The following is an 18547-nucleotide window of genomic DNA, read 5'->3' on the forward strand; positions in this document are numbered from 1 at the left end:
CTCCCTAGAATGCCCAGCCATCGACGGCTGGTCTTTGACCCTGTCTGTTCATTCGAAGGAAGCCCCATGAAATACACGATCCCAGCATTGATGTTTACGTCTTTACTGCTAATGGCTGGTTGCGACCAGGCCGAGAAAAGCGCTCAGCAATTAATGGGCAAAGCCGCCGAAAGCGCCAAGCAGGCGATCGACGACACCCACAAAGCTGCCGAGCAGGCGCTCAGCGATGCCACTGGCGGGTTGATCGAGAAGAAAGAAACACCGGAAAAAGATGCGGAAAAATCCGAATCTTCCTCCAAGACCATCTAAACCGTCTTACACAGAGTCAGGACTGACCCATGGAATATCTGTTAGAACTCGCCGCCAGCCCCACTGCCTGGGTTGCTTTGGCCACACTGGTGGTAATGGAGATCGTGCTCGGCATCGATAACCTGATCTTTATCTCGATCCTGACCAACAAGTTGCCCGAGCAGCACCGGCAGAAAGCCCGCCGCATCGGTATCGGCATGGCGTTGATCCTGCGTCTGGCGCTGTTGAGCACCATCGCCTTCATCGTGCAACTGACTGAACCTGTGATCGAGATTCTTGGCCAGGCGTTCTCCTGGAAGGACATGATCCTGATTGCCGGTGGTCTGTTCCTGGTGTGGAAGGCCACGACCGAGATCCACCACAGCATGGACCCGGCACCGGAAGATCCGAAGTCGGCGACCTCGACGGTGACCCTGGGTTTTGCCGCCGCTATCGGCCAGATCCTGATGCTCGACATGGTGTTCTCGATCGACAGCATCATTACTGCGGTCGGCATGACTGAACACTTGCCGATCATGATTATCGCGGTGGTGGTGTCGGTACTGGTGATGTTGTTGGCGGCTGATCCGCTGGCCAAATTCATCAACGACAACCCGACGGTGGTGATGCTGGCCCTGGGCTTCCTGATCATGATCGGCATGACCTTGATCGCTGAAGGCTTCGGCGCCCATGTACCGAAAGGTTATGTGTATGCGGCGATGGCGTTCTCGGCCGGGATTGAAGTGCTGAACATGATGTCTCGCAGAGCCAAGCAGAAAAAGCTGGCTGAGCAGGCGTAACTGCCAATAAGCCAAACAGGCCGCTTGAACTGAGTTCAGGCGGCCTTTTTTTCATTGCAGATTTTCTATGCTCTGATAAAACCAGCCCCTCACCCCAGCCCTCTCCCGAGGGAGAGGGAGCCGATTGGTGCGGTTCTCAAACCTGAGTTCGGCTCGATATTTCAGGTCGACGTACTTCTCGACAGCCCCTCACCCTAGCCCTCTCCCTCGGGGAGACGGCTAGGGTGAGGGGCTTTTGCTTTTAGCGTTAAGCCTCAATGCGCAGTGGCATGGCGCGCGAGGTGTTTCTCGTTTTTTTCAACCGCAGCAGGCTGAACCGGTTGGTGATGGTGGCGCCGCGAAATTCGCAGCACACCCCACAACATGGCAGCGGCCACGGCCAGCCAGCTGGCAATCAACATCACAATGGTCATGATCAGGCTCATCAGTGCCTCCCTCTTCGCCCTGCATCGGGCGCCCACTTTTTCAATTCGTTCTAATTCAGTGACAGTCTAGACAATGGGGTGTTTCAGACTATTGACCAAAGGTCGGTGGCGACCAATCACTTCGCTCTATGCAATCGGTGTGTCTGCCGCTTAAGGCTATACCGCAGCCTGGCGCGGCCCTATGATCGCAAGCGTTGCCGGAACACGATGACCGGCGTCTGAACAGAGAGTGATGATGGTGCAGGTATTTTCTCGAATTCGTGCGGCGCTGTTTGTGGCGGGTTGTGCGGCCGTGTTGGCCGGCTGTGCAGGCAGCGTTGCGCCTGAGGTCAAGCGTCTGCCGGAGCGGGTCGAACTCAGTGGCACGTTCTATCGGGGCGAAGCCAATCAGAGCGGCCCGCAAGTGCTGGCAAGCCTGTTGTCGCAGCAGGGCATCGTGATCACTCCGGGGCTGCTCGAGAAACCCTTGCATCTGCCGGGTGCCGAAGACCAATTGCAGCAGAACCTGCAAAACCTTGCCCGTGAGTACGGCATGGTGGTCTACCCGCTGGACAGCAACTTGCCAGCGCTGCTCACCCAAGTGGCGGCGGGTTACCCGGTGATGGTGCGTTTCAGCGAAGGTTCGGCATTCTGGGCCGAGCCGCGTTACGCGATCCTTTCCGGCTACGATCGCAACAAGCAGAAAGTGCTGCTGCGCGCCGGCATGAACCGTCGCGAGCTGATGAGTTTCAGCGCCTTTGAGTCGGCACTGGAAAACTCCGGCGGCTGGGCCGTACTCATTCAGAAGCCGTCGCAGATCCCCGCGACCGTTGACCGTCAGCGCTGGCTCAAAGCGGCGGATGAGCTGGCTCAGGCCGGTCAGGAAAACGAAGCGGCGCAGGCGCGCAAGGCGTTGGCAGCCCACTGAGTCGCCGTTCGTCATTTGCCGGGCACGACTGCGCCCGGCAAGCCTCCTACCAATAGACCCCGCTTTGCGCGGGTGAAATCAGGAGGCGACATGACCGATTCCCAAGCACCGAAGGGCCCGCACTCGTCCGAGCATGCGTCGGGAGATGATCTGGGATTTGATCCGGATTCGCCCGACCTCGATGATCCGCAAGTCGATCCTGTCGGCCCTGCCAAAGCGCCCCTCGACGTCGAGCCTGGCGAGGATCCGAAGAAGCCTGCCAAACCCTATGATCCCTTGGCTGATCTGAAACCTTGAAGTGAGGTGCGTATGAGTACCGATTCGAGCTTCGATGACCAAAAACCGGACAGTGTGCCAACCACCCCAGAACCGGATATTGATCCGGTGCTGGATCCGGATAGCCCGCTGCGCGACCCGATGGCCCGGCCCAACGTGTTGACGCCGGAACCTGCGCGGGATCCGAGCGCGGGCGATGGCATCCCCGATGACGACAAGATGCCGCTGCCCAATGACTGATCCGCAGATGAAAAAAAGCCCCGAGATTCGGGGCTTTTTCTTGTGCGGCGGGTTACTTGGACGCTTCGACCACGCCGCTCTGGCGCGACTTGAGATTTTTCACGGCTTTGTATTGTTGAGCCACGGCTGGAACGTTGGCGCTTCGGCCGGTTTCCACCCAGCTGCGGATGCGGCTGGCATCGGCAAAATGGGTGTATTTGCCAAAAGCGTCGAGAATCACCAGCGCGACCGGGCGGTTACCCATTTTCGTCACCAGCACCAGGCAATGACCGGCAGGATTGGTGAAGCCGGTTTTGGTGATCTTGATGTCCCAGTCGGCCTTGTTGACCAGGTGATCGGTGTTGCGGAAACCCAGGGTGTAATTGGGTTTGCGGAACGACACGGTCTTTTCTTTGGTGGTGGTGAGTTCGCTGAGGAGCGGGTACTTATGCGCGGCCACCAGCAGCTTGCTCAGGTCGCGGGCGGTGGAAACGTTACGCTCCGACAGGCCTGTCGGCTCGACGAAATGCGTGCTGGTCATGCCCAGCGCCTTGGCTTTGGCGTTCATGGCCGCGATAAAAGCGACGTAGCCTCCCGGATAGTGGTGGGCGAGGCTGGCCGCTGCGCGGTTTTCCGAGGACATCAGGGCGATCAGCAGCATCTCGCGACGCGGCAGTTCACTCTTGAGTTTGACTCGGGAGAACACGCCCTTCATTTCTGGCGTGTTGCTGATATCGACATTGATCCATTCGTCCATGTTTTGCCGGGCTTCAACCACTACCAAACCGGTCATCAACTTACTGACGGAAGCGATCGGTACGATCACGTCAGGGTTGCTGGAGTAGATGACTTTGTTGGTCTGCATATCCATGAGCAGGGCGCTGCCGGACGCGATCTTCAGGGTCGAAGCATCACGAGGGGCAGCGGTGGTTTCCGCAGCGTTGATCGTTGGCGTGATGAATGTGCCTGTAAAAGCAAAAAACAGGCTCAGAATCGAGAGACGAATTTTCACGCGGGCGAACTCATAAAGGTTGGATATTCCGTTAGTTTGTAACGGGTTATTTCTTCAAAGCGTCGCATGATATGAGTATGGCTGAAGATCTGTCGATGGTTGTTTGAGTGACCTGAAAATCTCGTGAAAAGGCCTGTAAAAAGAGGGGTTTCCGGCGAACGGTTACAGTTTTTTCTCAGGCATGAAAAAACCCGCACGAGGCGGGTTTCTTCAGCGCTGAAAACGACGACTCAAGCGTGCAGGGTTTCTGCCGCATAAAGGGTGTTTTCCAGCAGGCAGGCGCGGGTCATCGGACCTACGCCGCCCGGCACCGGTGTGATCCAGCCAGCGCGGGGCAGGGCGGTTTCGTAGACAACGTCGCCGACCAGTTTGCCGTCATCCTGACGGTTGATGCCGACGTCGATCACGATCGCGCCTTCCTTGATCCACTCGCCCTTGACCAGGCCCGGCTTGCCGGCGGCCACCACTACCAGATCGGCACGGCCCACGTGGCCGGCCAGATCCTTGGTGAAGCGGTGGGTCACGGTCACGGTGCAACCGGCCAGCAGCAGTTCCATGGCCATCGGACGGCCGACGATGTTGGACGCGCCGACCACCACCGCGTCCATGCCGTAAAGATCAACGCCAGTGCTCTCCAGCAGCGTCATGATGCCTTTGGGTGTGCACGGACGCAGCAGCGGAATGCGCTGGGCCAGGCGGCCGACGTTATAAGGATGGAAACCGTCGACGTCTTTGTCCGGGCGGATACGCTCCAGCAGTTTAGAGGCATCCAGATGCTCGGGCAGCGGTAACTGAAGCAGGATGCCGTCGATCGCAGGGTCTTCGTTGAGGCGATCGATCAGATCGGTCAATGCGTCTTGCGTGGTTTCGGAGGGCAGGTCGTAGGCTTGAGAGAGGAAGCCAACCTCTTCACAGTCTTTACGCTTGTGCGAGACATAAACCTGAGAGGCAGGATCGCTGCCGACCAGGATCACCGCGAGGCCGGGAGTGCGCAGGCCTTGCTGGCGACGCTCGGCAACTCGTTGGGCGATCTGCTGGCGCAGGCTGGCGGCGATCGATTTGCCGTCGATTAGTTGTGCAGTCATTGCGCGTGATTAACCATCGAGAGGGGAAAAAAAGAGAACGCATTCTCGCATGTCGAGCGGTGAGGGCAAAGGCGCTTGGTCAGCAAATTCCTCTAACTCCTTTAATTAAATGAATTTTTTTCAAAAAGGATTTGACGACCTTCAGAGCGCTCTATACTATTCGTCGCACTTGTCGGGCACAGCCTAGCACTGGTTAAGAAGGTGAAGCGGAATCAAGGTTCTGCAACACTGGAAAGCACTTAGTTTGTAGTCCTTTAAGAGTACAGATTAATAAGGCGCCCGTAGCTCAGCTGGATAGAGCATCCGCCTTCTAAGCGGATGGTCGCAGGTTCGAGTCCTGCCGGGTGCGCCATTAGGCAGCTTTGGCACAAGTAACGCGATATGGTGGGCGTAGCTCAGTTGGTAGAGCACGGGATTGTGACTCCCGTTGTCGTGGGTTCGATCCCCATCGTCCACCCCATATTTCGAAAGGCGCCAGATGTAATAGTCTGGCGCCTTTGCTTTAAAAAGCTTCATCCGCGGATGTGGTGGAATTGGTAGACACACTGGATTTAGGTTCCAGCGCCGCGAGGCGTAAGAGTTCGAGTCTCTTCATCCGCACCAATTAAAGCTTCATTCATGTCTTCGGGCTGGTGAGGTTTCAACAAAGAAGTTGTTTGGCTTTTTTGTTACGCAATATGGTGGGCGTAGCTCAGTTGGTAGAGCACGGGATTGTGACTCCCGTTGTCGTGGGTTCGATCCCCATCGTCCACCCCATATTTCGAAAGGCGCCAGATTTAACAGTCTGGCGCCTTTTTTGTTTTAGCGCTTCTGAAAACCGGCGATTGCCGGTTTCACGGCGCAGGGGCAGGGCGCTTCGTCGTATTTATGTTGCTCGATGATGCTGCGCTGTCTGCCGGTCTTGCTTGCAGGATCGGTCGTCAGGGAGTGATTGGCAGTCTCTTCTATATATAGAAGCGGTTGGCGCCGAGCCCTGGCGTGATTGGTTGTATTCGCCTGTGGGGCGCGCTGCACTGGTGTAGCGGTCCCGATAAAATGCCTGCTGTTTTTTTACCCGTTTTCAGTAGGGTGACTTCTTGAGTTTGACCCACTAGAATGCATGCCCTTGATTCTGGGGTCGGAAACGGCCGGCTAACGTCTGTGCAACGAGGAATATCCATGCAAGTTTCTGTTGAAAATACCACTGCTCTCGAGCGCCGCATGAGCGTCACCGTGCCGGCTGAGCGCATCGAGACTCAGGTCAACAAGCGTCTGCAGCAGACTGCCCAAAAGGCCAAGATTGCTGGCTTCCGTCCAGGCAAAGTGCCAATGAGCGAAATCAAGCGCCGTTTCGGTGCTGACGCTCGCCAGGAAGCGGTAGGCGACGTGATCCAGTCCTCCTTCTACGAAGCCGTAGTTGAGCAGAAACTGAATCCGGCAGGTTCGCCATCGATCGAGCCGAAGTCGCTCGAAGCGGGCAAAGACCTGGAATACGTTGCTGTATTCGAAGTGTTCCCTGAGTTCACCGTTGCCGGTTTCGAAGGCATCACTGTTGAGCGCCTGAGCGCTGACGTGGCTGACGCTGACCTGGACAAAATGCTCGACATCCTGCGCAAGCAGAACACCCGTTTTGAAGTGGCCGATCGCGCTGCCCAGAACGAAGACCAACTGAACATCGACTTCGTTGGCAAGGTTGACGGCGAAGTGTTTGCTGGCGGCTCCGCCAAGGGCACTCAGCTGGTGCTGGGTTCCGGTCGCATGATTCCGGGCTTCGAAGAAGGTCTGGTTGGTGCTAAGGCGGGCGAAGAGCGCGTTCTGAACCTGACCTTCCCGGAGGACTATCAGAACCTGGACCTGGCTGGCAAAACTGCCGAGTTCACCGTGACTGTCAATACTGTCTCCGAGCCTAAGCTGCCTGAGCTGAACGAAGAGTTCTTCGCTCAATTCGGCATCAAGGAAAGCGGCATCGACGGTTTCCGCACCGAAGTTCGCAAGAACATGGAGCGTGAACTGCGTCAGGCGATCAAATCCAAGGTCAAAAATCAGGTTATGGACGGTCTGCTGGCCACCAACCCGATCGAAGTGCCTAAGGCGCTGCTGTCCAGCGAAGTTGACCGTCTGCGCGTGCAGGCTGTTCAGCAGTTCGGCGGCAACATCAAGCCTGACCAACTGCCGGCCGAGCTGTTCGAAGAGCAAGCCAAGCGCCGCGTCGTGCTGGGTCTGATCGTTGCTGAAGTGGTCAAGCAGTTCGACCTGAAGCCTGACGAAGCTCGCGTTCGCGAAATGATTCAGGAAATGGCTTCCGCTTACCAGGAGCCTGAGCAGGTCGTGTCGTGGTACTACAAGAACGAGCAGCAACTGAACGAAGTGCGTTCGGTTGTGCTGGAAGAACAAGTTGTGGATACTGTTCTGCAGAAAGCTAGTGTGACCGATAAAGCGGTCTCTTACGAAGAAGCAGTCAAGCCGGTAGAAGCTCCAGCAGCCGACTGATTGATTTAGCGCTAAGAAGTACACACCATAAGCCAGCTCTCGAGCTGGCTTATGCGTATTCAAGACATAACTATTTGGGAGCGACTGCAGAGCATGTTCCGTAATTCTTATATTCAGCAGAACTCTGATATCCAGGCCGCCGGCGGCCTGGTCCCGATGGTTGTCGAGCAATCTGCTCGTGGCGAACGCGCCTATGACATCTACTCGCGCCTGCTCAAGGAGCGAGTGATCTTTCTGGTTGGTCCGGTAGAGGACTACATGGCCAACCTGATCTGCGCGCAACTGCTGTTCCTTGAAGCGGAAAACCCGGACAAGGACATCCATCTTTACATCAACTCCCCGGGCGGTTCGGTAACAGCGGGCATGTCGATCTACGACACCATGCAGTTCATCAAGCCGAACGTGTCGACCACCTGCATCGGTCAGGCCTGCAGCATGGGCGCGTTCCTGCTGACCGCAGGTGCACCGGGCAAGCGTTTCTGCCTGCCGAACTCGCGCGTGATGATTCACCAGCCACTGGGCGGTTTCCAGGGCCAGGCGTCGGACATCGAAATCCACGCCAAGGAAATCCTATTCATTCGCGAGCGTCTGAACACGCTGATGGCCAAGCACAGCGGGCGTACTCTGGAAGAAATCGAGCGCGACACCAATCGCGACAACTTCATGAGTGCAGAAGCTGCGAAGGAATATGGCCTGATCGACGAAGTGATCAACCAGCGCCCAGCTTAAAATAAGCAGCTCAAAATAGGCTTGGTCGGCTGGTCTGATCAGCGGCGGGCTTGAAAAAGCCCGCAATAGCCTTCATCTTGTGTTGCAAGCCTATCGGATTTGGATCGAACGAATGACTGACACCCGCAACGGCGAGGACAACGGCAAGCTGCTCTATTGCTCCTTCTGTGGCAAAAGCCAGCATGAAGTGCGCAAATTGATTGCCGGCCCCTCGGTCTTTATCTGCGACGAGTGCGTCGACCTGTGCAATGACATCATCCGCGAGGAGGTGCAGGAAGCCCAGGCCGAAAGCAGCGCGCATAAATTGCCTTCGCCTAAAGAAATCAGCGGCATCCTTGACCAGTACGTCATTGGTCAGGAGCGTGCGAAAAAGGTTTTGGCCGTAGCGGTGTATAACCACTACAAGCGTCTGAACCAGCGTGACAAAAAGGCTGACGACGTCGAACTCGGCAAGAGCAACATCCTGCTGATCGGCCCGACAGGCTCCGGTAAAACCCTGCTGGCCGAAACACTGGCCCGGTTGCTGAACGTTCCGTTCACCATTGCCGACGCAACCACCCTCACCGAGGCGGGTTACGTGGGTGAAGATGTCGAGAACATCATTCAGAAACTGCTGCAGAAGTGCGATTACGACGTAGAGAAGGCCCAGATGGGTATTGTCTACATCGACGAAATCGACAAGATTTCCCGCAAGTCCGACAACCCGTCGATCACCCGGGACGTTTCCGGTGAAGGCGTGCAGCAGGCCTTGCTGAAGTTGATCGAAGGCACGGTCGCTTCCGTACCGCCGCAAGGTGGCCGCAAGCACCCGCAGCAGGAATTCCTGCAGGTCGACACGCGTAACATCCTGTTCATCTGCGGTGGTGCGTTCTCCGGTCTGGAAAAGGTTATTCAAAACCGTTCCACCAAGGGCGGCATTGGTTTCAACGCAGAAGTGCGCAGCAAGGAAGAAGGCAAGAAAGTCGGTGAATCCCTGCGTGAAGTCGAGCCTGACGATCTGGTCAAGTTCGGTCTGATCCCGGAATTCGTCGGTCGTCTGCCGGTCCTCGCGACGCTGGACGAGCTTGACGAGGCTGCGCTGATGCAGATCCTCACCGAGCCGAAAAATGCTCTGACCAAACAGTATGCCAAGCTGTTCGAGATGGAAGGCGTGGATCTGGAGTTCCGGACCGACGCGCTGAAATCGGTCGCAAAACGCGCCCTGGAACGTAAAACCGGTGCCCGTGGCCTGCGTTCGATTCTCGAAGGTGTGCTGCTCGACACGATGTATGAAATCCCCTCGCAGTCCGAGGTGAGCAAAGTCGTGATCGATGAAAGCGTGATCGAAGGCAAGTCCAAGCCACTGTATATCTACGAAAACAGTGAGCCGACGGCCAAGGCAGCGCCGGACGCGTAAGCGTCCTCCGCGCCGCAACAAAGAAGGGGCCTTCGGGCCTCTTTTTTTTATGTCATTTTTTACATCCGCTTAGCGCTTGTTTTTTTTCAAGGCAGCCCCCATCTTGGTTTCAAGCTCAATTCCATCTGATTACGGCCATATGGCCGCCGTAGAGGCGAAATCATGAAGACAACCATCGAATTGCCTCTCCTGCCATTGCGTGATGTCGTGGTTTATCCGCACATGGTTATCCCGCTGTTCGTGGGGCGCGAGAAATCCATCGAAGCCCTCGAGGCCGCGATGACGGGCGACAAGCAGATCCTGCTGCTGGCCCAGAGAAACCCGGCTGACGACGATCCCGGTGAAGACGCTCTCTATCGCGTAGGTACCATCGCCACTGTTCTACAGCTGCTCAAGCTGCCTGACGGCACCGTCAAGGTTCTGGTCGAGGGTGAGCAGCGCGGAACCGTCGAGCGTTTCAGCGAAGTCGACGGCCACTGCCGTGCCGAAGTGTCGTTGATTGAAGAAGTCGACGCTGCCGAGCGCGAATCCGAAGTGTTCGTGCGCACACTGCTGTCGCAGTTCGAGCAATACGTACAGTTGGGCAAGAAAGTCCCGGCTGAAGTCCTGTCTTCGCTCAACAGCATCGATGAGCCGGGTCGCCTGGTCGACACCATGGCGGCGCACATGGCGCTGAAAATCGAGCAGAAGCAGGAAATCCTCGAAATCATCGATTTGTCGGCCCGGGTCGAGCACGTTCTGGCGTTGCTGGATGCCGAGATCGATCTGCTGCAAGTCGAAAAACGCATTCGCGGTCGCGTCAAGAAGCAAATGGAGCGCAGTCAACGCGAGTACTACCTGAATGAGCAGATGAAGGCCATTCAGAAAGAACTCGGCGACAGCGACGAAGGCCACAACGAAATCGAAGACCTGAAAAAGCGCATCGACGCTGCCGGTCTGCCGAAAGACGCATTGGCCAAGGCTACTGCCGAGCTGAACAAGCTCAAGCAGATGTCGCCGATGTCCGCTGAGGCCACCGTGGTGCGCTCGTACATCGACTGGCTGGTGCAAGTGCCGTGGAAGGCCCAGAGCAAGGTACGTCTGGACCTGGCGCGCGCAGAAGACATTCTCGATGCCGATCACTACGGTCTCGAAGAGGTCAAGGAACGTATCCTTGAATACCTCGCCGTACAAAAACGCGTGAAGAAAATCCGTGGCCCGGTGTTGTGCCTGGTCGGTCCTCCGGGTGTGGGTAAAACCTCGCTGGCGGAGTCGATTGCCCATGCCACCAACCGCAAATTCGTACGCATGGCCCTCGGTGGCGTGCGTGATGAAGCGGAAATCCGTGGTCACCGTCGGACTTACATCGGTTCGATGCCAGGAAGATTGATTCAAAAGATGACAAAAGTGGGTGTGCGCAACCCGCTGTTCCTGCTCGATGAAATCGACAAAATGGGCAGCGACATGCGTGGCGACCCGGCGTCGGCGTTGCTGGAAGTGCTCGATCCGGAGCAAAACCACAACTTCAACGACCACTACCTGGAAGTCGATTACGACCTTTCGGATGTGATGTTCCTGTGCACCTCGAACTCGATGAACATTCCGCCGGCGCTGCTCGACCGGATGGAAGTCATCCGTCTGCCGGGCTACACCGAAGACGAGAAGATCAACATCGCCGTTAAATACCTCTCGCCAAAACAGATCGCCGCCAATGGTCTGAAGAAAGGCGAGCTGGAATTCGACGCAGAGGCGATCCGCGACATCATCCGTTATTACACCCGTGAAGCCGGTGTGCGGGGTCTTGAACGTCAGATCGCCAAGGTCTGTCGCAAGGCCGTCAAAGAGCACGCGCTGGAAAAACGCTTCTCGGTAAAAGTGACAGCTGACCTGCTGGAACACTTCCTCGGCGTGCGCAAATTCCGCTACGGCCTGGCCGAGCAACAGGATCAGATCGGTCAGGTTACCGGCCTTGCCTGGACTCAGGTGGGTGGCGAATTGCTGACCATCGAAGCCGCGGTTGTGCCGGGCAAAGGTCAGTTGATCAAGACCGGTTCGTTGGGCGACGTGATGGTCGAATCGATCACTGCCGCACTGACTGTGGTGCGCAGTCGTGCCAAGAGCCTGGGCATTCCGCTGGACTTCCACGAGAAGCGCGACACGCACATTCACATGCCGGAAGGGGCGACGCCAAAAGACGGTCCTAGCGCCGGTGTCGGCATGTGCACGGCACTCGTGTCGGCTTTGACCGGCATTCCGGTGCGCGCCGATGTCGCCATGACCGGTGAAATTACTTTGCGCGGTCAGGTGCTGGCGATTGGTGGTCTGAAGGAAAAACTGCTCGCGGCTCACCGCGGCGGAATCAAGATTGTGATAATTCCGGAAGAGAACGTGCGTGATCTCAAGGAGATTCCTGACAATATCAAGCAGGATCTGCAGATTAAACCGGTTAAATGGATTGACGAGGTCCTGCAAATTGCGCTGCAATACGCGCCGGAGCCCTTGCCGGATGTGGCTCCGGAGATAGTTGCCAAGGACGAAAAACGTGAGTCTGACTCTAAGGAAAGAATTAGCACGCATTAATACGCTTTTGCCTGGGGGGCTTCCTTGACAGTTTTTTAGAGCCCTTGTTATAAAGCGGCTCTTAAGTGTCTGTAGGCCATTCAGCACTCGTTTTTGCTTTCACCAAAAAACTTAGAATCATCTCAAAATAGATATAAGGGGACTTAGAGTGAACAAGTCGGAACTGATTGATGCTATCGCTGCATCCGCTGATATCCCGAAAGCTGCTGCTGGCCGTGCGCTGGACGCTGTAATCGAATCCGTCACTGGCGCTCTGAAGGCTGGCGACTCCGTTGTTCTGGTTGGTTTCGGTACTTTCTCCGTGACGGACCGTCCGGCTCGTACCGGTCGTAACCCACAGACCGGCAAGACTCTGGAAATCCCGGCTGCCAAGAAGCCAGGTTTCAAAGCCGGTAAAGCACTGAAAGAAGCTGTTAACTAAGTTTTCAGGTTTTTACCCATCCGGGTCGGGGTCATGCCTGACTTGGCAGCGGAGCGGTAGAGCAGGTAGCTGAAACATTTGCCTGTAACGCCGGGATCGAGGGTTCGAGCCCTGTCCGCTCCGCCAGTTACGAGAAGGCGCATCCTCGGATGCGCCTTTCTTCTATCCGGATTCTACCCACGCTCCACGGTTGCCTAATTTTGAAGTTCAACCGTTTCTGGGGGACGCATGCTGCAGAATATCAGGGACAATTCACAAGGCTGGATTGCCAAGACCATTATCGGGGTCATCGTTGCACTGATGGCTCTGACCGGTTTCGACGCCATTTTCCAGGCCACGACTCACAAGAATGAGGCGGCCAAGGTCAACGGTGAAGAAATCAGCCAGAACGAGCTGAGCCAGGCCGTTGATATGCAACGCCGTCAGCTGATGCAACAGTTGGGCAAAGACTTCGATGCGTCTTTGCTCGACGAAAAAATGCTGCGTGAATCGGCGCTCAAGGGCCTGATCGATCGCAAGCTGCTGCTGCAAGGCGCCGAACAAGCGAAATTCGCTTTCTCCGACGGCGCGCTGGATCAGGTGATCCTGCAGACGCCTGAGTTTCAGGTGGACGGCAAGTTCAGCTCCGAGCGTTTCGACCAGGTGATCCGTCAACTGGGTTACAGCCGCATGCAATTCCGCCAGATGCTGGCTCAGGAAATGCTGATCGGCCAACTGCGCGCCGGTGTGGCGGGCAGCGGTTTCGTCACCGACGCCGAGGTGCTGGCATTCGCCCGTCTGGAAAAACAGACCCGCGATTTCGCGACCCTGAACGTCAAGGCTGATCCGGCTGCGGTCAAACTGACCGACGACGAAGTCAAGGCTTACTACGACGAACACGCCAAGGAGTTCATGACGCCGGATCAAGTGATCATCGATTACGTAGAACTGAAGAAGTCCTCGTTCTTCGATCAGGTTGCCGTCAAGGACGAAGACCTGCAGGCGGCGTATCAGAAAGAGATCGCCAACCTGTCGGAACAGCGTCGTGCCGCGCACATCCTCATCGAAGTGAACGACAAGACCACCGAAGCTCAGGCCAAGGCGAAGATCGAAGAAGTCCAGGCGCGTCTGGCCAAGGGCGAGAAGTTCGAAGCGCTGGCCAAAGAGTTCTCGCAGGATCCGGGTTCGGCCAACAATGGCGGTGACCTCGGTTACGCAGGTCCTGGCGTTTACGATCCAGCGTTCGAAAAAGCTTTGTACTCCCTGTCGAAAGATCAGGTGTCCGAGCCGATTCGTACTGACTTCGGTTACCACTTGATCAAGCTGCTGGGTGTGGAATCGCCTGAAGTGCCGACCCTGGCCAGCCTGAAAGACAAGCTGACCCGCGAGCTGAAAGCTGCGCAGGTCGAGCAACGTTTTGTCGAGGCAACCAAGCAACTGGAAGACTCTGCATTCGAAGCGTCTGACCTGGCTCAGCCAGCGGCAGATCTGAAGCTGACCGTGCACACCTCCAAGCCGTTCGGCCGTGAGGGTGGCGAAGGCGTTGCGGCCAACCGTGCTGTAGTCACCGCTGCGTTCAGCACCGAAGTGATCGATGAGGGTGCCAACAGCACCGCTATCGAGCTGGATCCGGAAACCGTGATCGTGCTGCGCTCCAAGGAGCATCTGAAGCCTGCGCAATTGCCACTGGAAAGCGTGAATGCGGCAATCCGCACGCAGTTGACCAAAGAGCATGCCAGCGCGGCTGCCAAGACCAGGGCGGAGAAGCTGATTGCTGATCTGCGCGACGGCAAGGCGCCACTGGACAAGGCCGTTGATGGTCAGAACTGGAAAGCCACTGAAGCGGCCACCCGTGGCCAGGAAGGGGTGGACCCGGCGGTGCTGCAAGCATTGTTCCGCATGCCGAAGCCGGCTGCCAAGGACAAGCCGACGTTCACCAGCGTGACGTTGCCGGATGGCAGTCTGATGATCGTGCGCCTCAATGGCGTCAACGAAGCAGCGGCCCCGAGCGATGAAGAGAAGGCGCAATACCGTCGCTTCCTCGCGTCCCGAGAAGGTCAGCAAGACTTCGCAGCGTACCGCAAGCAGTTGGAAGCTCAGGCCGAGATCAAGCGTTTCTGATCCCTGACTGAGTGGCAAGACAAAAAGCCCCGGCCGCAACGCCGGGGCTTTTTTGTGGTCGACTGTCACTGAATGACAGGATCTTCATGGCGCCACGGTAGAGGCGACTTTTGCCTGGCATACATTGTCGATAAAGTTGAAGTGCTTTAAGACACTAATCCATACGCCACAGGGTCGTGATCTGTTGCACAATACGCCCCGGACTGTTTTCTCTCAGGATGTTCAATGTTGATTTCCACTCCCATGCGTGTTGTCGGGTTGGCGCTGTTGTTGACCGCTGTTGCCGGCTGTTCGAAAGACAAGCCGATGTATGAGCATGAGAACTTCGACGACTCCGGTACGTTTTCGCGCAATTACCCGGTGACCGACTCGGTCAGCTGCGAAGCGGCGCGCCGGGCGTTGCTCAGCCAGGGCTACATCATCACCAGCAGCGACCCGAAACTGGTCAGCGGCCACAAGAGTTTCCAGCAAACCGGCGACACCCACATGGAGATCAGCTTCAACGTGGTCTGCGCCGATGACGGCAGTGCCGGGCACCATGCGACGATGTTCGCCAACGCTTTGCAGGATCGCTACGCGCTGAAGAAGACCAATAACTCGGCCAGCCTCGGCGTAGGTGTGTTGGGCTCGGTGTCGATGCCGATCGGTTCGTCGGACGATTCGATGGTCAAGGTCGCCAGCGAGACCGTGACATCGCAGAAATTCTATGAGCGTTTCTTCACGTTGGTGGAATTATTCCTGCCGGCGGAGGCGAAGAAGGCTGCACACATTGAAGAGAAGCCGAAGGCTGACCTCGGTGTGCCTGAGGCGAAAGCGGCTCCGGCAGCATTGGCGCCAGCACCTGCACCGAAGGCGGCGCCAGCGGCTGAGCCTGCGCCTGCTGCGGAACCGGCGGCCGCACCGACTGAAGCAGCGCCGGTGACGTCGGAACCGGTCGCGCCACCCGCAGAGGCGGTGCCCATCACTCCGTCCCCGAGCGCAGAACCGGCCCCGGCCCCGGCACCGGCGACCGACACCATCACGCCACCGGCCAACCCGGACATTCCACCGCCATCCGAGCCGATTCCGGCGATGCCTGCCTCCGGCCAATAATCAGATAATACCCTGTAGGAGTGAGCCTGCTCGCGATGGCGGTAGACCAGTCATTAATGATGTGACTGATCTACCGCCATCGCGAGCAGGCTCACTCCTACATTGTTTTTTGGGGGGGGCTTAAAATCTCGTTACATTCCCCTGACAAAATTCCCCCGATAAATCCCTGAACGCCTGCTACGTTTTATTCATGAAGGCCGGGTTTCACTTTTCCTTCACACGAGCACGTTAAGCTCGAGGCACTGGGCATTTGCTCAGGCCCATTCAAGAGAGCAGCAGGGGGATTACGCGATGGATGAATATCAAGAAGAGCTGCTCGAGTACCAGGCTTTTGAACTGGATCAACCCGAGCCTGCCGAAGACGCCACCGAGCTTTAACTCGAAGCTTGAATTCGCAGCCGTTTTTATGCCGTTTTACGGTGACTGCGGCGGAATTCGCCGGGCGTCTGACCGCTCCAGCGTTTGAAGGCTCGCTGGAACGCTTCGGCTGAAGCAAACCCCAGCAGGTAGGCGATCTCGCCGAATGCCAGTTCGGTGTCGCGGATGTAGGTCATTGCCAGATCCCGGCGGGTGTCATTGAGGATCGCGCGAAACTGCGTGCCTTCCTCGGCCAGTTTGCGCCGCAAGGTCCACGTCGGCAGCTTCAGGCGTGCCGCCACTTCTTCCAGGTCGGGTTCCCGGCCACCATTGAGCAACGGCCCCAACAGTTGAGTGATGCGTTCGCGCAGGCTGCGGGTGCGAGTCAATTGCTCCAGTTCGCGCTCACACAGTTGCAGCAGATGCCGCCAGGTGCTCGGGCAATGCTGCGGATTGCGCTGGGCGAGACTGTTGAGGCTCAGGCGCAGTTGATTGCGCTCTGCACCGAACTGGATGGGGCAATCGCCCAGCACGCTATAGGCATCGCGATAATCCGGCTCATCGAATTCGATTTCGATGCGTTCTGCGTGCAGCGCTTCACGGCTGACGCTGGAGAGCTGATGCAGCCACCCGGCGATGATCGAATCCACGACAAAACGGTTATAGGCGTTGTACGGACTGATCGAATAGAAACGCAGCCACGCACCATGGGCATCTTCGTGGAAACTCGACTGGCCGCGATAGTTGGAACCGTACAACGCCTCGAAACGGATCAGGCAGCGCGCAGCTTCGCGCACAGTCGGCGCTTGTGCGGCAGTGACGCCGGCCAGCCCGGCCTGGCTCAGGCGACTGAGCTGGCCCATGCGCAAGCCTAGCGCCGAATCGCCGGTCAACTGAATCGCCGCGTGGCCCAGACGCATGTAGCGTGGGATCGACAAGCGCGCCCCAGCCTCGGCCAGTCGTGCGGCGTCCAGACCATATTGCTCCAGCAGCGGCTGCGGATCGACTGCATGACTGCGCACGGCATCGGCGAGGCTGTGAACGAAGCCAACCGAAAGATCCCCGAGGCGCATCGGCAGCGGCTTCATGATTTACAACCAGATGTTCAGCAAGCGCGCGCCACGGGCATCGCCATCGGCGAACTGCTGACCGTTGCTGCTGAGGAAACTCTGTCCGGAGCCGGCCTTGTCCCAGAACTGCCCGCGCAGAAACACACTGATGCCGGCAATCGCTCGACTGCTCGGCGGTTGCGCGGTCAGTGTCAGACGATGCCAGGCCTGTCCTTCGCTGACTTCTCCGGGTTTGAGGCTGACTGATCCGGGGGTGCCAGAACCTTTGTAGCCGCGCCAGGGTTGATTCCAGGCACCTTGGCCAAATACCTGCGCCGGTACCGCGACCAATTGTGTGTCTTGCTCGTCGAGTTTGCGGTAGTTGTCCGGGTACCAACTGTCGCTGCCGATCAATACGCCAAGGCGCCCAGCGGGGGTGTCGACCACGTTGAGGGCGTGTTTGTCGGCACTCTCGAGCACCTCGCGCTGATCGAACACCGGGTGCATCTGCCGTTGCGGCTGGCCCAGCGGCACGCCGTCGCGGCCGAACACCACGCTGGTATTGAACAGGGCGCCGCTGCCGGGTTTGAGCTGGCCGTCACGGATACTTGGCTCCGGCAGCACGATCGAGCCGGCGACCAGGGTCACCTGAAACTGTTTGGCCAGACCGCCGAACAGTGCCTGGTAATCCTTGGCCATTGTCTTGGCTTTCATGCGCAGGAACGCGTCATTGAGGCGGTCGCTGCCGTTGGCGCTGAGCCAGGCGCGGGCGAACAAAAAGGGATTGCTTGCCGCCAGCCAATTCATCGCCTCGGCAAGGGTCGGAGCCTGATACAGCTCATCCTTTTCGCCGCTGAGCAGCAGCCAGGTGCCGACATTCTCCGGCAGCACCACGACGGTTTTGTCGTTCAACAGACCTTGATCCTGCGCTTGCTGCAGGTAGGCCGCGAGCTTGCGGTGCAAGCGCTCGGGGCTTTGATAGTCGGTGGGAAACAGTTCGGGCTGGATGCCCAGCAGATTGCCGCGATCGGCGGGGATGCCTTGGTCGACCGCCACTTTAATGCGCAGGTCCGACAGGTAATGGCCCGCCGGCCGGTCTGCCGCCCACATGGCGTAGGTGGTCAGGGCGGCAACGAGGGCCATGGAAAAGAACAGGTACAAAAGTTTGCGCATGAAAACCAACAACTACCGGGTACAGGGTATGGCGACTAGGGTAGGGCCCATGGACCGGGTTGCCAAGGGGCGCTGCGCATTTGGATCAATAAGTTGTCAGTTACGGTCATTGAGTGACAGCGATGCGACTCTTAGTCTGTCGAGCATGACTGACGGGAGCCGCAGAGCGCCCGCAATTTTTCCGTGATTG

17 protein-coding genes and 4 tRNA genes are annotated in these 18547 nt (G+C 57.5%); 16 read left to right on the forward strand and 5 right to left on the reverse strand.

Features of this window, described 5'->3' with window-relative positions:
• Positions 1–66: 66 nt before the first annotated feature.
• Both ACM6IV_RS05180 and ACM6IV_RS05185 read left to right on the forward strand, forming a co-directional pair.
• Positions 67–309 (forward strand): hypothetical protein, encoded by a 243-nt coding sequence (locus tag ACM6IV_RS05180; protein ID WP_007965379.1) that lies wholly within the window; start codon positions 67–69, stop codon positions 307–309.
• A gap of 29 nt (positions 310–338) precedes the next feature.
• A complete protein-coding gene (locus tag ACM6IV_RS05185) occupies positions 339–1088 on the forward strand; it encodes a TerC family protein (RefSeq protein WP_414869010.1) in 750 nt (249 codons plus the stop codon).
• A 254-nt stretch (positions 1089–1342) separates the two neighbouring features.
• On the opposite strand, the gene ACM6IV_RS05190 is transcribed toward ACM6IV_RS05185, so the two are convergent.
• Positions 1343–1513, reverse strand: a complete 171-nt coding sequence (locus tag ACM6IV_RS05190) for a hypothetical protein (protein WP_414869011.1) — start codon at positions 1511–1513, stop codon at positions 1343–1345.
• A 235-nt stretch (positions 1514–1748) separates the two neighbouring features.
• Here ACM6IV_RS05190 and ACM6IV_RS05195 point away from each other — a divergent pair, with 235 nt between their 5' ends.
• From ACM6IV_RS05195 to ACM6IV_RS05205, 3 genes are all read left to right on the forward strand, one after another.
• Positions 1749–2420: a peptidase C39 family protein gene (locus ACM6IV_RS05195; protein ID WP_414869012.1), complete on the forward strand. Its 672-nt coding sequence runs from the start codon at positions 1749–1751 to the stop codon at positions 2418–2420.
• A gap of 90 nt (positions 2421–2510) precedes the next feature.
• Positions 2511–2717 (forward strand): DUF6021 family protein, encoded by a 207-nt coding sequence (locus tag ACM6IV_RS05200; protein WP_414869013.1) that lies wholly within the window; start codon positions 2511–2513, stop codon positions 2715–2717.
• A 12-nt stretch (positions 2718–2729) separates the two neighbouring features.
• Positions 2730–2936 (forward strand): hypothetical protein, encoded by a 207-nt coding sequence (locus tag ACM6IV_RS05205; protein ID WP_414869014.1) that lies wholly within the window; start codon positions 2730–2732, stop codon positions 2934–2936.
• A 52-nt stretch (positions 2937–2988) separates the two neighbouring features.
• On the opposite strand, the gene pbpG is transcribed toward ACM6IV_RS05205, so the two are convergent.
• Positions 2989–3927 carry a D-alanyl-D-alanine endopeptidase gene (gene pbpG / locus ACM6IV_RS05210; RefSeq protein ID WP_414869015.1) on the reverse strand — a complete coding sequence of 313 codons (939 nt, stop codon included), beginning with the start codon at positions 3925–3927 and terminating at the stop codon, positions 2989–2991.
• Between the two features lie 230 nt (positions 3928–4157).
• Positions 4158–5012, reverse strand: a complete 855-nt coding sequence (gene folD, locus ACM6IV_RS05215) for a bifunctional methylenetetrahydrofolate dehydrogenase/methenyltetrahydrofolate cyclohydrolase FolD (protein ID WP_414869016.1) — start codon at positions 5010–5012, stop codon at positions 4158–4160.
• A 275-nt stretch (positions 5013–5287) separates the two neighbouring features.
• Here folD and ACM6IV_RS05220 point away from each other — a divergent pair.
• From ACM6IV_RS05220 to ACM6IV_RS05270, 11 genes are all read left to right on the forward strand, one after another.
• A tRNA-Arg gene (locus ACM6IV_RS05220) sits at positions 5288–5364 on the forward strand.
• Between the two features lie 32 nt (positions 5365–5396).
• A tRNA-His gene (locus ACM6IV_RS05225) sits at positions 5397–5472 on the forward strand.
• Positions 5473–5530: 58 nt separating this feature from the next.
• Positions 5531–5615, forward strand: a tRNA-Leu gene (locus ACM6IV_RS05230).
• Positions 5616–5692: 77 nt separating this feature from the next.
• Positions 5693–5768, forward strand: a tRNA-His gene (locus ACM6IV_RS05235).
• 402 nt (positions 5769–6170) lie between these two features.
• Entirely contained in the window at positions 6171–7481 is a 1311-nt protein-coding gene (gene tig, locus ACM6IV_RS05240) for a trigger factor (RefSeq protein ID WP_414869017.1), read from the forward strand.
• A 93-nt stretch (positions 7482–7574) separates the two neighbouring features.
• Positions 7575–8210 carry an ATP-dependent Clp endopeptidase proteolytic subunit ClpP gene (gene clpP, locus ACM6IV_RS05245; RefSeq protein WP_007951559.1) on the forward strand — a complete coding sequence of 212 codons (636 nt, stop codon included), beginning with the start codon at positions 7575–7577 and terminating at the stop codon, positions 8208–8210.
• A 112-nt stretch (positions 8211–8322) separates the two neighbouring features.
• The gene (clpX, locus tag ACM6IV_RS05250; protein WP_003223632.1) at positions 8323–9606 is read left to right on the forward strand and encodes an ATP-dependent Clp protease ATP-binding subunit ClpX; all 1284 of its coding nucleotides are present in this window, start codon (positions 8323–8325) and stop codon (positions 9604–9606) included.
• Positions 9607–9768: 162 nt separating this feature from the next.
• Entirely contained in the window at positions 9769–12165 is a 2397-nt protein-coding gene (lon, locus tag ACM6IV_RS05255; protein ID WP_007917325.1) for an endopeptidase La, read from the forward strand.
• A gap of 148 nt (positions 12166–12313) precedes the next feature.
• On the forward strand, positions 12314–12586 hold the full coding sequence (locus ACM6IV_RS05260; protein ID WP_003183171.1) for an HU family DNA-binding protein: 273 nt from the start codon (positions 12314–12316) through the stop codon (positions 12584–12586).
• A 228-nt stretch (positions 12587–12814) separates the two neighbouring features.
• Positions 12815–14686: a SurA N-terminal domain-containing protein gene (locus ACM6IV_RS05265; protein WP_414869018.1), complete on the forward strand. Its 1872-nt coding sequence runs from the start codon at positions 12815–12817 to the stop codon at positions 14684–14686.
• Positions 14687–14911: 225 nt separating this feature from the next.
• Positions 14912–15778: a DUF2242 domain-containing protein gene (locus ACM6IV_RS05270; RefSeq protein WP_414869019.1), complete on the forward strand. Its 867-nt coding sequence runs from the start codon at positions 14912–14914 to the stop codon at positions 15776–15778.
• Positions 15779–16182: 404 nt separating this feature from the next.
• Here ACM6IV_RS05270 and ACM6IV_RS05275 read toward each other — a convergent pair whose 3' ends face one another.
• Both ACM6IV_RS05275 and ACM6IV_RS05280 read right to left on the reverse strand, forming a co-directional pair.
• Positions 16183–17223, reverse strand: a complete 1041-nt coding sequence (locus ACM6IV_RS05275; RefSeq protein WP_414869020.1) for an AraC family transcriptional regulator — start codon at positions 17221–17223, stop codon at positions 16183–16185.
• Between the two features lie 3 nt (positions 17224–17226).
• Positions 17227–18357, reverse strand: a complete 1131-nt coding sequence (locus tag ACM6IV_RS05280) for a carbon-nitrogen hydrolase family protein (protein ID WP_414869021.1) — start codon at positions 18355–18357, stop codon at positions 17227–17229.
• Positions 18358–18547: the final 190 nt, after the last annotated feature.

This window comes from Pseudomonas sp. IT-347P (assembly GCF_949768005.1).
GTDB lineage: Bacteria > Pseudomonadota > Gammaproteobacteria > Pseudomonadales > Pseudomonadaceae > Aquipseudomonas.

Bases quoted from the DNA above. Each gene is read 5' to 3' on its own strand.
- ACM6IV_RS05180 (WP_007965379.1), top strand. From the start codon at position 67: ATGAAATACACGATCCCAGCATTGATGTTTACGTCTTTACTGCTAATG.
- ACM6IV_RS05185 (WP_414869010.1), top strand. From the start codon at position 339: ATGGAATATCTGTTAGAACTCGCCGCCAGCCCCACTGCCTGGGTTGCT.
- ACM6IV_RS05190 (WP_414869011.1), bottom strand. From the start codon at position 1,513: ATGAGCCTGATCATGACCATTGTGATGTTGATTGCCAGCTGGCTGGCC.
- ACM6IV_RS05195 (WP_414869012.1), top strand. From the start codon at position 1,749: ATGGTGCAGGTATTTTCTCGAATTCGTGCGGCGCTGTTTGTGGCGGGT.
- ACM6IV_RS05200 (WP_414869013.1), top strand. From the start codon at position 2,511: ATGACCGATTCCCAAGCACCGAAGGGCCCGCACTCGTCCGAGCATGCG.
- ACM6IV_RS05205 (WP_414869014.1), top strand. From the start codon at position 2,730: ATGAGTACCGATTCGAGCTTCGATGACCAAAAACCGGACAGTGTGCCA.
- folD (WP_414869016.1), bottom strand. From the start codon at position 5,012: ATGACTGCACAACTAATCGACGGCAAATCGATCGCCGCCAGCCTGCGC.
- tig (WP_414869017.1), top strand. From the start codon at position 6,171: ATGCAAGTTTCTGTTGAAAATACCACTGCTCTCGAGCGCCGCATGAGC.
- clpP (WP_007951559.1), top strand. From the start codon at position 7,575: ATGTTCCGTAATTCTTATATTCAGCAGAACTCTGATATCCAGGCCGCC.
- clpX (WP_003223632.1), top strand. From the start codon at position 8,323: ATGACTGACACCCGCAACGGCGAGGACAACGGCAAGCTGCTCTATTGC.
- lon (WP_007917325.1), top strand. From the start codon at position 9,769: ATGAAGACAACCATCGAATTGCCTCTCCTGCCATTGCGTGATGTCGTG.
- ACM6IV_RS05265 (WP_414869018.1), top strand. From the start codon at position 12,815: ATGCTGCAGAATATCAGGGACAATTCACAAGGCTGGATTGCCAAGACC.
- ACM6IV_RS05270 (WP_414869019.1), top strand. From the start codon at position 14,912: ATGTTGATTTCCACTCCCATGCGTGTTGTCGGGTTGGCGCTGTTGTTG.
- ACM6IV_RS05275 (WP_414869020.1), bottom strand. From the start codon at position 17,223: ATGAAGCCGCTGCCGATGCGCCTCGGGGATCTTTCGGTTGGCTTCGTT.
- ACM6IV_RS05280 (WP_414869021.1), bottom strand. From the start codon at position 18,357: ATGCGCAAACTTTTGTACCTGTTCTTTTCCATGGCCCTCGTTGCCGCC.